This is a genomic window from Microbulbifer sp. CNSA002 (assembly GCF_047324085.1).
Lineage (GTDB): Bacteria > Pseudomonadota > Gammaproteobacteria > Pseudomonadales > Cellvibrionaceae > Microbulbifer.
Genome location: NZ_CP172449.1, coordinates 5,094,989 through 5,108,557 on the forward strand (window position 1 = coordinate 5,094,989; position 13,569 = coordinate 5,108,557).

The 13,569-nt window shown below is 50.3% G+C and carries 9 protein-coding genes; 3 read left to right on the forward strand and 6 right to left on the reverse strand.

Annotated features, from left to right (window positions below; all coding sequences use genetic code 11):
- Positions 1 to 20: 20 nt before the first annotated feature.
- The 5 genes from ACG1BZ_RS22540 to ACG1BZ_RS22560 form a co-directional block, all read right to left on the reverse strand.
- A complete protein-coding gene (locus tag ACG1BZ_RS22540; protein ID WP_282930693.1) occupies positions 21 to 668 on the reverse strand; it encodes an HAD family hydrolase in 648 nt (215 codons plus the stop codon).
- Positions 669 to 682: 14 nt separating this feature from the next.
- Positions 683 to 1,048 (reverse strand): hypothetical protein, encoded by a 366-nt coding sequence (locus tag ACG1BZ_RS22545; RefSeq protein ID WP_282930692.1) that lies wholly within the window; start codon positions 1,046 to 1,048, stop codon positions 683 to 685.
- 43 nt (positions 1,049 to 1,091) lie between these two features.
- Positions 1,092 to 1,838: a 16S rRNA (uracil(1498)-N(3))-methyltransferase gene (locus ACG1BZ_RS22550; RefSeq protein ID WP_413663776.1), complete on the reverse strand. Its 747-nt coding sequence runs from the start codon at positions 1,836 to 1,838 to the stop codon at positions 1,092 to 1,094.
- Positions 1,839 to 1,969: 131 nt separating this feature from the next.
- On the reverse strand, positions 1,970 to 5,101 hold the full coding sequence (locus ACG1BZ_RS22555; protein ID WP_413663777.1) for an efflux RND transporter permease subunit: 3,132 nt from the start codon (positions 5,099 to 5,101) through the stop codon (positions 1,970 to 1,972).
- On the reverse strand, positions 5,101 to 6,351 hold the full coding sequence (locus ACG1BZ_RS22560; RefSeq protein WP_413663778.1) for an efflux RND transporter periplasmic adaptor subunit: 1,251 nt from the start codon (positions 6,349 to 6,351) through the stop codon (positions 5,101 to 5,103). Before ACG1BZ_RS22560 ends, ACG1BZ_RS22555 begins: the two co-directional genes overlap by 1 nt.
- Before the next feature lie 294 nt (positions 6,352 to 6,645).
- On the opposite strand from ACG1BZ_RS22560, the gene ACG1BZ_RS22565 reads away from it, so the two are divergent.
- The gene (locus ACG1BZ_RS22565; protein WP_413665902.1) at positions 6,646 to 9,000 is read left to right on the forward strand and encodes a Tex family protein; all 2,355 of its coding nucleotides are present in this window, start codon (positions 6,646 to 6,648) and stop codon (positions 8,998 to 9,000) included.
- Positions 9,001 to 9,064: 64 nt separating this feature from the next.
- Here ACG1BZ_RS22565 and ACG1BZ_RS22570 read toward each other — a convergent pair whose 3' ends face one another.
- Complete coding sequence (locus ACG1BZ_RS22570) at positions 9,065 to 9,730, reverse strand: pseudouridine synthase (protein WP_413663779.1); 666 nt, start codon at positions 9,728 to 9,730, stop codon at positions 9,065 to 9,067.
- A gap of 85 nt (positions 9,731 to 9,815) precedes the next feature.
- Here ACG1BZ_RS22570 and ACG1BZ_RS22575 point away from each other — a divergent pair, with 85 nt between their 5' ends.
- Positions 9,816 to 10,097 carry a hypothetical protein gene (locus tag ACG1BZ_RS22575; protein WP_413663780.1) on the forward strand — a complete coding sequence of 94 codons (282 nt, stop codon included), beginning with the start codon at positions 9,816 to 9,818 and terminating at the stop codon, positions 10,095 to 10,097.
- A gap of 238 nt (positions 10,098 to 10,335) precedes the next feature.
- Positions 10,336 to 13,569: a TonB-dependent receptor domain-containing protein gene (locus ACG1BZ_RS22580; RefSeq protein ID WP_413663781.1), complete on the forward strand. Its 3,234-nt coding sequence runs from the start codon at positions 10,336 to 10,338 to the stop codon at positions 13,567 to 13,569.

Genomic DNA, 13,569 nt, shown 5'->3' on the forward strand with positions numbered 1-13,569 from the left:
AGCCCCGGCCGCTGTGGCCATTAAATAAAGTTGAGAACTGCCATCATATCTGTGACTACCCGGGCACCCTGCTGTTCCAGCTGGGGGCCCCGCACTGGGTGAGCGCTGTAGCCAACCACGCGCATACCTGCAGAGACGGCCGCAGAGACACCGGCAATGGAGTCCTCCACCACTAGACAGCGCTCCGGTGCCACCCCCATGGCATCTGCCGCGTGCAGGAACAGCTCTGGCCAGGGCTTGCCCCGGGATACATCGTCGGCACTGAAAATACGCCCGTCGAAATAATCGTACAAGCCGGTCTTATTCAGTGTCAGCTGCATTTTCTGGTGAGAGCCCGAGGAGGCCACGCAGCTGCGCAGACCCAGCTGTTGCAGTTGGTCGAGCAGGCCTTCAATACCCACAACCGGCTGTAATTCCTGCTGGAAAGCCTCGCGGATACGCCGCTCCGTATTGCCAAAATAATTATCCGGTAGTGGTCCGCCAAAGCGCTTCTCGATTTCCACCAAGCAGTCCCTGGCCGGGCGACCGCTGAATTGCTCGTCCAGTTCCTCGGCGGTGGTCTGCAAGCCCAGGCGATTCATTTCTTCTGCCAATATGCGACAGACGATGCTCTCGCTGTCTACCAGCACACCATCACAGTCAAAAATAATTAAATCGGTAGAAGACATGGGAACCTACATCGTTAACGCGCAGAGAGCAGCATCAGGCCGAGGATGACACCGATGACGCCGCTAATACGCAGGAAATTTTCATTGCCACGGGAAATTTTAACCGCTAATTCTTTGCCCCGCTCAAAACCAATTTGCAGCATATAGGCACCACTCAATAGCACCAGTACGCCGAGGGCATTGAACAAAATATACCAGTGGCGAGTGTCTGCAATTAGTAACAGGATCAGGCCAATAATAATTCGCGCCCAGGCGGAGAGGGCATATCCGGTTTCGTTAAGCCGTTCGCTGAGGCTTTGTGCCAGTTTCGGCTTGGCAATAATCGCCAGTGATAACACAACGATGACAATGCCCAACAACCAGATAAATGCTTTTATCATGCTCTTCTCTCCCTGAATACTCTCGAGTCCATTCCTTCAGCGACTACAAGTCACCCCATTGAAATTGCAATACCGACAATGCTGCTATCGGCGCTGTCTCAGTGCGCATCACCCTTGGTCCCAAGCGCAGAGGCATAAAATCCTGCGCCAGTGCCGCATCGATTTCCACCTGCGATAGCCCGCCTTCTGGACCTACCAGTAGCAGGGCGGACTCCGGTGTACCGCGCTCCGCCTGCCATTGGCGCAAATCCAGCTCGGTGCGGTGATGCAATACCAACTTGGCTTGGGGCTCAGCTTCAGCAGATTCACTATGTAAATACTGCGCCAGCTTTATCGGTTCGGCAATCTCCGGCACCCGGTTGCGCTCACACTGCTCACAGGCACTGATAGCAATCTGGCGCCAGTGACCCAGTTTTTTCTGTAAGCGGTCCCCGGACAGCTTCACTTCACAACGTTCGGTAAACAGCGGCTGTATCGCCGCCACTCCCAGCTCAGTGGCTTTCTGTATCACCCAATCGAAGCGATCGCCACGGGAAATACCGATCGCCAGGGTCAGTGCCAACGGTGACTGGCGATCCTCTGCACAGTACTCTCCCGTGCGTGCGCGCGCTCGTTTGCCGGTCTCGATCAACTCCGCCGTATACTCACCACCATTGCCGTCAAAAAGAACTAAAGGGTGGCCCGCATTCAAGCGAAGTACTTTTACCAGGTGACGGGAAGCCAGCTCATCCAGGTCTACTTCTTGATCGGAAGCCAGAGGCTGCTTGGAAAAAATACGCGGGATGCGCATGGGAGAATCCTATTCAAACACCATAAAAAAGCCGACAGGAATGTCGGCATTTTGCTGGCAGTTAGTTTAGGCATTTATACCCCAAAGGCGCAATGGTGAAGGCGATCCACCACTGCGCCTGAATACCTGCGCTACACAGTCTCCAATGAGACCGGGGTATCGTCTTCTACTGCAACTTTGTGCTTCGGGCGTAACTTCTCAATAACTTTGTACAGGTTGGGAACCAAGATCAAAGTCACTGCCGTTGCAAACAGTACACCGAATGCCAGGCTGATCACCATCGGGATCAGGAACTGGGCCTGGATTGAACGCTCGAACATAATCGGTACCAGACCGATAAAGGTAGTAATCGAGGTCAGGATAATCGGGCGGAAACGATCCCGGCCCGCGTGTACTACCGCATCCATAACCGCCATACCCTGAGCGCGCAGCTGATTAATACGATCCATCAATACCAGATTGTCGTTCACAACCACGCCCGCCGCTGCGAGGAAGCCGAGCATCGACATAATGCTGATGTTGTGTCCCATCAACAGGTGGCCAACTAGGGCACCGAAGAACCCAAACGGCACAGCAGTAAGGATCAGCAACGGCTGAGAGTAGGAGCGGAAAGCAATCGCCAGCAGCGCATAAATGCCGAACAGGGACAATACGAAGAAGGCCAGGATAGCACCGTTAAACTCTTCCTCTTCCTGCATTTCCCCAGCGGTTCTTAGGGAGAAACCGGGGAACTGGCGCTCCAGCTCAGGTACCAGGGTCTCGCGCATATCCTTAAGGATATCCTGCGCGCTGGAAGTATTCGGCGTTATTTCGGCAAATACCCGCACGGTGCGCTCGCGATCGTTGCGGCGAATCGTGGTATAGCCCGGCACGTAAACTGCCTCGGCCACCGCTGAAAAAGGTACTTCCCCATCGTTGGTGCGAATGCGGATTCGGTCCATCTGCTCTTCGCTGGCGCGCTCCTCCATGGGGTAGCGAACCATTACGCGAACATCCTCACGACCACGTGGGATACGTTGAACCTCCTCACCGTAGAAACCCTGACGAACCTGCCTGGCCACGTCTGCCAAGTTAATACCCATCGTAGTGGCATAGGGTTTCAGCTGGATCTCAATATCGCGACGGGCACTGGTCAGGTTATCCCGCACATCATAAACACCGACATAACTATCCAGTTTTTCCTTAACCAAATCAGCAGCAGCGCGCAGTTCACCCATATCCCCTGAGGCTGTGCTCAGGTTCAGGCTCATACCATTACTACTATTGTTGATGCTCGCATCAATATTCATGTCCTCGACACTAGCCGGCAACTCGCCAATCAATTCACGCCAGCGCAACGCTAAAGACTCGGAGGTGACATCGCGCATCTCTCCATCGGTAAGCTGCAAGGTTACATAAATATTGCCACGCCAATTGAAAACCAGGGAGTTTTGCAAGAAAGACTCACCCTTGTTCTGCTCCAGCATTCCCTCATCGGTTTCCAACTTATCAGCGGCAGTGAGTACCTGCTCCATTACCCGTTCAGCTTCACTGAAGGGTTCACCTGAGGCCATAGAAATTCGCAATTGCAATAAATCAGAGGGGACCTGGGGTGAGAATGAAGAGCCCACATAACCACTCTGGAAAACAGCGATCGACAAACCCAGTGCCAACATAAAGCTCATCACTGTGGTGCGGCTATTGCTAAGGGACTTTTCCAGTAAAGGTAGGTAGTACTTATCTCCAGCCGTCTTCATCGCACCGGCAAAACTTCTACGTACGTTTTGTAATTTAATTCCCAGTGTCGATTTGGCAGGTTTCTCTGGCTTCATGCCCACCAAGTGAGCCGGCAGGATCAACAGGGATTCCACCAGGGAGAAGACCAGACACAACAGTACCACCACCGGCAGGGCCAGCATCATCTGTGCGGTAATGCCGGGTAGAAACAGCATGGGGATAAAGAACACCATGGTGGAGGTCACGGCGAAAATTACCGGGGAAGCTACCTGCTTCACCCCTTGCTCAGCTGCAGCTAAGCCAGATTCACCTCTATCGTGGGCAGCATGCACTGCCTCCCCCACAATGATCGCATCGTCCACCACAATCCCGAGTATTAACAGGAAGGCGAACAGTGACAGCATATTTAGGCTGACGCCGGTCACCGGCAACAGCCAGAAAGCACCCAGGAAAGCGACAACAATGCCCACGGTTACCCACATGGCCAGAGCCGGGCGCAGGAACAGCATCAGCATGACAAACACCATGGCAAAACCGCTCAGGGCATTGGTAGTCAGCAGATTCATGCGGCCTTCAAATGCCTTGGAGAAGTCGAACCAGACATCCAGTTCCATGCCCGGTGGCAATTGCTCGCGAGTCTCCTCCAGGAACGCTTTTATTCGCTCAGCGGTTTTCACCACATCCAGGGGCTCGCCCTGAATAATGCGAAGGTTCATGGCGGGATTGCCATTAAAGCGAATAACGTTGTTATATTCCTCAAAGCCATCGCGCACTGTCGCTACATCGCGCAGCAACAATACAGAGCCATCGGCACGGCTAACTACGGGGATACGCTCGAAGTCTTCAGCGGTATAGGCCTGGCCACGAGTTTGCACCTGAATATCACCGCGGTCCGAGCGCACCATGCCGGCAGGCAAATCCAGGGAGGAGCGGCGCACCGCGTCGGCAACCTGATTAAAGCTCAGGTTGTAGCGACGTAAATCCAGCTCGGAAACTTCAATGGATAACTCGTCTGGTCGATCACCCCAAACATCAACTCTGCGCACACCGGAAATCAGGTTGAGCTTATCGCGCAAATCCAGGGTGGTTTCCTTGAGCTGACGCTCAGAAACTGGCCCACCGATGGCGATCATCATTAACTCGGCGTTGGCTTCAATCAAGCGAATAACGGGACGCTCAATACCGTCGGGAAAGGTGTTGATACTATCCACCTGAACCTTAATATCGTTGAGCAATCGCAGCTCGTCGTAGCCATCCATCGCCTGGATTTCAATAGAGGCACTACCCCGTCGGGAAGCAGAATTTACCTCCTTAATACCCTTTACTTCGGAGATAGCCTCCTCAACCCGAACGGTTACCTGCTGCTCCACCTCTGCCGGACCGGCGCCGGGGTAAGAGATATTAACCTCTACAATCCCAAGCTGCAGCGTGGGAAACACCTCCCGGTCGATACTCATAAGGCCAAAAATTCCGCCGATGATTATCATAATCATCAGCAAGTTTGCGGCTTTGCTATTGCGCGCAAACCACGGGATGATTCCACTCATTACTTGCCTCCCTGGGAAGCATTGCTAACGCCGGCAGCATCACCTGTTGCTGATATCGCAGCGGGCTCAGCAGTATCTTCAGAGATATTGCCCAGGCCCGCAGGTCTTTCATTCAGGGGATTTGCAGTCAACACCATACCTTCGCGGGAATACCCCAGGCTCGAAACAATCACTCGGTCACCCACAGCGATATCACCGCGGAGCCAGATTTTGTCACCTATGGTTTGTAACAGCTCAACAGTTTTGTAGATCAGCTGACTCTCGTCATTCAGCACCAACAGGTGATCCCCTTCATGCAGTGCCTGACGGGGCAACTCCACAACATCATCAAAGGTTCTGCCGGCAATATCTGCCTCTACAAACAGGCCATTCATCAGCGGTACATCCCCTTCATAGGGCTTCTGTACCTGGGCAACAGCAAAAATAAAGCGGCTGTTGGGATCGATACTCGCTTCGGTTCGCACCAATTGCGCACGCCACTCGTGTTCACGTCCAGCCACAACAGCTTTCAGACGCACAGCGGGACCATTCTCAATAGTTTTACCCAGGGGAAGATCGAGCAACGCCAGTTGCTGGTCGGTCAGAGGGAGACGGACTTCAGCGATACCGGTGCTGTGAATTTTTGCCAGAGGGGTGCCGGGGGTAATGTACTGTCCCAGGTCGACAAAAGTCTCAACTACACGACCTGCAAAGGGGGCTTTGAGTGATGTGCGCTCCAAATCCAGCTTTGCCTGGTCGCGGTCAGCTCTCGCGGCTTCCACTGCAGCCTGGGCAGCTTCGAGATGGGGTTTGCGCAGGAACAGGGCATTGGCAGCTTCAGATCCCAGGTCACGCCACTCGCGCTTAGCTTGCTTGGCATGGCCCTGCTCCTGAGCCAGGGCGGACTTGGCATTTGCCAGTTGCGATTCTGCGCGAGTGACCTGGTAGCGATAGTCTGCTTGCTCAAGCTGTAATAAACGGGCGTCTTTATTGAAGAAGCCACCGGGAACAAATGCATCATCCACGCTTTCGATCACACCGCCGACTCGTGCGATCACATCGATTTCATGGCGGGCATGAACGGTTCCCTGGCTGGGTACCAATAGTGTCTGGCGACGGGGTTCTATATAGAGAACATCGGCCATTGGCGGTACCACCACCTCTGGCGGTTTTTCCTCCGGCTTCGGTTTCAATACAACCACCGCAGCAATAACAGCCACCCCGACTAACAATACAATGAATAACAGCTTGTTTTTACTCGAGACTTTCACAGGTACCCTCTACCCCGTTCCCTGACCTGAATTGGTCAAATTTTAGTTAGTACGCATTCTACTGGAGTTCGACGCACATAAGAGGCAATTTGGATGCAGACTGCCGCACAACTTTGTGTCCTGCCGCAAACCTTCCTCGCTGCGCTCGGGTAACGCATAATGCCGACCCAAAATTACTCCTGTAAGGGCCCTCTCGTTTACCCGCCAAATACCACGGAAACTGAAAGGCTACTTACTGGTCCAACATCGCCCTTAACGGTACGAAATTTCCCGGAAAACGGATGTAAACATCAAATGCTGGATATCAACGTTCGCATCGCCGAAGAACTCAATGTCAGACCACAACAGGTTACCGCCGCAGTATCCCTGCTCGATGAAGGAGCCACAGTCCCATTTATTGCGCGCTACCGGAAAGAGGTGACAGGAGCCCTGGACGACACCCAGCTGCGCACCTTGGAAGACCGACTGCGCTATCTGCGCGAACTGGAAGAGCGCCGCGCTGCCATCCTGAAAAGCATCGATGAGCAGGGCAAGCTGACTCCAGAGTTGTCACAACAAATTAACAGTGCCGACACCAAGAATCGCCTCGAAGACCTCTACCTCCCCTACAAACCCAAGCGCCGCACCAAAGGACAAATCGCCATCGAGGCTGGACTGGAGCCACTGGCCGATGCACTGACCAACAACCCCTCCCTCGACCCCGCAGCCGAAGCAGAGCAATACCTCAACACCGACAACGAAGACGCCTCCCTTCACGTCAAAGACATCAAAGCCGCTCTGGATGGAGCCAAATTTATCCTGATGGAACGCTTTGCCGAAGACGCCGAGCTGCTGGGCAAGCTGCGTGAATTCCTCAAGCGCGACGGACAGGTGAAATCCAAACTGCTCGAAGGCAAAGAAGAGGAAGGGGCCAAGTTCCGCGACTATTTTGAATACGCCGAAGATTGGTCCAAGGTGCCCTCCCACCGCGCCCTGGCTATTTTCCGCGGCCGCAACGAGGGCGTGCTCGCCATCAGTGTGGGCCTCGCTGAAGAAGAAGGGGCCTCCCCAACCGCCAGCCATCCCTGCGAAGCCATGATTGCCCGCCATGTGGATATCACCGACGAGGGACGACCTGCAGACAAATGGCTCGGCGAAGTGGTGCGCTGGACCTGGCGAATCAAGCTGCTGACCGCACTGGAAACTGATCTGATGGGTGAGCTGCGTGAGAAAGCAGAGGAGGAGGCCATCAAGGTATTCTCCCGCAACTTGAAAGACCTGCTGCTGGCAGCTCCGGCCGGGCAAAAGGCCACTATCGGCCTCGACCCGGGCCTGCGCACCGGGGTCAAAGTCGCCGTGGTCGATGCCACCGGCAAGATACTCGATCACACCGCTATCTTCCCCAACCCGCCACAGAATCGTCACCAGGAGTCTGCAGCGGTTATTGCTGCCCTGTGTAATAAATACAATGTGGGCCTGATCGCCATTGGCAACGGCACCGCCAGCCGCGAAACCGACAAATTCGTCGGGGAAACCATTAAGCAATATAAGCTGACAGCTCAAAAAGTTGTGGTTAACGAAGCCGGTGCTTCCGTTTACTCCGCCTCTGAATTTGCTGCGCGGGAATTCCCGGATCTTGACGTGACTATCCGTGGAGCCATCTCCATCGCCCGTCGCCTGCAGGACCCGCTGGCAGAATTGGTGAAAATCGAACCCAAATCCATTGGTGTTGGCCAGTATCAGCACGACGTTTCCCAGACTCAACTGGCCCGCTCATTGGACGCAGTGGTTGAGGACTGTGTAAACGGTGTCGGCGCTGAGCTGAACTCCGCCTCTGCACCGCTGCTGGCTCGGGTTTCCGGCCTGACTGCATCTATTGCCAACAATATCGTCAGCTACCGCGACCAGAACGGCGCTTTCAAAAATCGTAAGCAACTGATGGAAGTTCCGCGTTTAGGGCCCAAGGCATTTGAACAGGCCGCCGGCTTCCTGCGTATTAATAACGGTGAAAATCCGCTGGATAAATCCGGTGTGCACCCCGAGTCCTATATCGTGGTTAAACGCATTGCCGAAAAAAATAGCCGTGAAATTAACAGCCTTATCGGCGACTCCGGCTTCCTGCGCCGACTGAATCCGGCAGACTATACCGACGAAAAATTCGGTGTACCTACCGTTACCGATATTATCGCCGAACTGGAAAAACCTGGCCGTGACCCGCGCCCAGAATTCCGCACGGCCAAATTTGAAGAGGGCGTAGAGGAAATTAAAGATCTACGCCCGGCAATGGTACTCGAGGGGACAGTCACCAACGTTACCAACTTCGGTGCCTTCGTGGATATCGGTGTTCACCAGGATGGCCTGGTACATATCTCTGCACTCTCAGAGAAGTTCGTTAAAGACCCTCACGAAATCGTAAAAGCCGGTGATATTGTCAAAGTTAAAGTGATGGAAGTGGACGTTGCCCGCAAACGTATCGGCCTGTCCATGCGCTTATCTGACGAGCCCGGTGAGCAAGGTAGTGGCGGTATTAAAAAGGGTGACCAGCGCGAAAACCGCCAAGCCCAGCGCTACAACAAGCAGCAGGGCAACAGCTCCCAGAAAGGGGGCCAAGGTAATGGCCGTGGTAGCATGGGTGATATTTTGATGGCCGCGATGAAGAATAAAAAATAACCGATAAAAAGGGCGGCCAAATGGCCGCCCTTTTTATATCTCTCTGACAACCCCTCTTGGCATATTATTCAATTAAAAACTCTCCGGGCAACTCGCTAGTAAAATGTAAAGCTTCTCCACTTACAGGGTGAGAAAATTTCAGCTCGCTAGCATGTAACAGTAGCCTCGAAGCCCCCTTCAACGCATCAAGATGGGCATAAAAGGGGTCCCCCAATATTGGATGTCCTATTGCCTGCATATGCACGCGGAGTTGGTGAGAGCGTCCAGTAACTGGCATAAGTCGAATCAAGCTACTGTTTTCAGAGCTGGAGACTTTCTCCCAGCGAGTTAGAGATGGCTTGCCCTCGGCAAAATCTACTTTTTGCCTTGGCCTATTTGGCCAGTCACAAATAAGGGGTAAATTCACTTCACCATTTGCATTTTCCGGCACACCCCATACTCGTGCATAGTAGGTTTTCTCAACCTCACGATTTTGAAATAAAGTGCTCAGCGCCTTATGCACCTCAACACTGCGTGCCATTACGATTAGTCCTGAAGTATCCATATCCAATCGATGGACAGTTAATGCATCTGGATATAGTGATTGCGCTCGACCGGCCAAACTGTCTTTATGATCAGCGCTTCTTCCCGGAACACTAAGAAGTCCACTGGGTTTTTCTAAGATGAGTAGTGCTTCATCCTTATACAGCACTGAAATAAACGGGTCTGCTGGAGGATTATAATCCCGCATTATTCGTACCTAATAACCTCAATAAATTAAGTTCATAGCCAGTTAAAAGAGTCTTTCTTCTGCTTAGCGAATTGGAGGACTTAATATGCAATACAGTTACTTTCAGAAAGTAGAAGTTACATTCAAATATAATAAAGAATTATACCCAAGCCAATTACTCCCCGTTTTTAACTGGATACTCTTTAATCTCAAGAGATGCTTCTCTATGCAAAAGTCTGACGAAAGAGAATCTACAACAGTCACAAATGTCAGCAAAGGATCAATATCCTATTTTGTTCTAGTACTGCTGCCAAAAACAGATCAATTAACAGTCAACTTGGCACAAAAAAACTGCCGGGCAGATCAAAAAGAACGTTCTTTCCGTTAAAAAAACACTATGAAGGTCAAAAAAACAGGAAACTCATCCTAGTCGGGCTGGCAAATTAGTGATAAATATTTCACCGAAAGGTAAAGTAAATGATGCTTAGTTTGTTTTGTTTAATTTATATTAAACTACTCGAGACTATCGAATCTAACAGTTAATATCTATCCTCCACTAATAATAAGTGGCAAAAAAGTCACAACATTATATTTAAAATATTAGGCACGTTTCTTTGGAGGGTTAAGTGGAACACAAGTTTAAAAAGAGCTTTTTAAGTCTAGCAATCGCTGGTACTTTTTCTTTAACAGCATTTCCAAGTTTTGCTCAAGAGGGGGAAGATAAGTTAACTCAAGAAGATGTTTCTGCAAAAGAAGTTGAAATTGCAGAGTCCAGTTCTCAGAATGAAGTTGAAGAGGTTATGGTTACTGGATCACGTATCTCTCGTGATACCTTTTCCAGTGTGTCCCCCCTTCAGATTATTGATACAGAAGGGACTAGAGCAGCTGGCTTAATTGATGCTTCGTCTATCTTGCAAAACAGTCAGGCCGCTTCAGGCCAGCAAATTGACTTAACTTTTTCTGGGTATGTACTTGATAACGGGCCAGGTTCATCAACTGTAAGCCTTAGAGGCCTTGGTTCTGGACGTACCCTTGTCTTGCTCAATGGTAGACGCTTAGCCCCTTCAGGTGTAGGTGGTGCTCCTAGTGCTCCAGACTTAAATCTGATCCCCTCTTCCTTAGTTCAGCAATATGACATGTTGCTTGATGGCGCCTCCTCTGTTTATGGCTCAGATGCGGTTGCCGGTGTAACAAATGTCATCCTGAAGAAAGATTTTGATGGCTTTGATTTCGAGTTTTTCTCGACTAATCCTACCCAGGACAGCGGCGAAGAAAACACTTTCAGCCTTAGCTGGGGTAAAAATTACGATCGCGGTTTTATAGGCTTCGGTGCTGAATATTTCGAAAGCGATGCTGTTACTTATGCTGATCGTGAATGGACATCAGGTTGTGAACAGAATATTGAAGTAGGTCGTGACGGAAACATCTATAAAAGTGATGCTTATTACAGCACTAATTATGGAATGGACTGGCAAGGCGGCTGTAATGTCGGGCTTCTCGCCGGTCGTGTAAGTGTACCGGGTGCAGGCAGCATCTACTATACACCAGGCCAAAGCAATGGAGGTTGGAGTAACTTCTCTGAGTCTAACCTTTATGCAGTAGGGGCTGATGGCAATGGGGATGGCGTTACTGACGTTTCCTTCCTGGACTATAGCTTGAACGGTCGCGAAAACTTTGCACATCTCTACCCAGAACAAGATCGTGCAAGCTTCATGGCCTTCGGTGAGTACACTTTCGATGGAGAAATGAACCTTACTCCATTTTTTGAAACCCTATACTCTCAAAGAAATACCTTTGTTAATACTGGAGCCTCCCAACTATTCCCTGATGTTCCAGCTGAGAATCCCTACAACATCTGTAATCCTGATGGGGTAAATGGAGTTGACTGCGGCCTAGCTTATGATGCCCTACTTACTAACCCAAATATCGTAGACGACTTTGCTGCATACTACGGTGGCTCACCAAGTGACTTTGGTCTTTTAAATGGTGCACTCGGTGCTCAGTCAACAACGCCTATCGTTGCGGTGCGTGGAGACAGAAATAAAACTGAAGTAAGCCTGGAAAGCCTTCGTTTTGTGACCGGTCTTCGTGGAGACCTGCCAATGCTTAATATTGGCACTATGTCAGACTGGTCGTTTGAAACTTATGCTTCATTTAGTAAGTCCGATGGTAGATCCACGACTTGGGGGATACGTGAAGACCGTTTGATGCATTCATTGAACACAACTGTAGAAGATCCAAATAATCCTGGAAACTATATTTGTGGTGATGGCACTGATGGCTGCGTACCCGTTAACCTCTATGCAGGTTCACTATACGACGGGGTTATTGGGGATTTTGCTACCCAAGAAGAAAGAGATTACGTATTTGGAGAGCGGAAGTTCCGTACCGAGTACTATCAGACTATTTTATCCGCCTTTGCATCAGGTAATATTTTAAGCCTTCCAGCTGGCGATATGGCTTTGGTTCTCGGACTTGAGTTCCGTAATGACCGTATTAAGTCAATTCCGAACGATGTAGCAGCTGAGGGTTTATTCTTTGGCTATACATCTGATAAGGGTGCTACCGGTCACAAAGATACTCGTGAAGCTTACGCAGAGTTAGAAATTCCTTTGCTAGCGGGTAAATTCATGGCTGAAGAGCTTACAGCTAATTTGTCTGCTCGTTTCACCGATGATGAGTACTATGGCGGCGACTGGACAGAATCTGTTAAGTTAGGGTATCGCCCTGTTAACTCCTTGCTCTTACGGGGTACTTTTGGTACTTCATACCGCGCTCCAAACTTACGCGAGAACTTCCTCAAAGGACAAACAGGGTTTAATGACGTTACAGACCCCTGTGTTATTCCAGAGGCAGCAATTGATAACGTAACTGGTAACGGCTATAACGCTGACTTGGATACACGCGCACCAGAAGTTCTGGCAAATTGTATTGCTAATGGTGTGGACCCCACGGCACTAGACAATAACGGCCTTGCCACCTATTCATCTGAAATTATTTCAGGTGGCTCACTGGAGCTAGAAGCCGAAACTTCTGAGTCTTATACGCTTGGATTCTCTTGGGAGCAGCCTTTCTTTGATGCCTTTGGTCTAACTATTGGCATGACTTATTATGATATTGAAATTGAGAACGCAATTGTTGAGCCATCTCATCAATATCTTGTAAACGACTGTTATACAAGTGCAGTTCAAAGCTCATTCTGTGGTCTGATAGAGCGCAATGACGAAGGCTTTATAACTTCTATTGATGCGGGCTTTATTAATCGCGATATAGAGGTGTCCAGAGGCATCGACTATAACATCCGCTATGAGCAACCAGTAACAATCTTTGGCGCTCCTATCGAGCTATCTGCCAGCATTAATGTTAACCGCATGCTGGAAAGATCATTTACCTACATCAATGATCAAGGCATTGAGGACTTTGAAGACTACTCCGGTGGATTTGGTTATGCTAAGTGGACTGGCAGCAGTCAGCTACAAGCAGAATATGATGATTTCCGCTTCACCTGGAGCTCACGCTATATCAGCTCTGTAGAGCAAAACGCATTATATTTGGATGAGTTTAGTGATATCTATGATACCAATGAAACAGGTTATAGCTCTGATACCTGTATTGGTGAAGCGAATGGTGGTACTGACTGTCGTGATGTTGGTTATGCTGATGATTACATAGTTCATAATGCATCACTATATTATTACGCAGACACCTGGACAGCAGGCATTGGTGTTAACAACATATTTAATGAAGCACCTCCTGAAGTAGATGGCGACGAAATTCTATCCATCAATAATTCACCAATTGGTTATGGCTATGATTTACAGGGCCGCACCATATTTATGAATATGCAAATGAATTTCTAA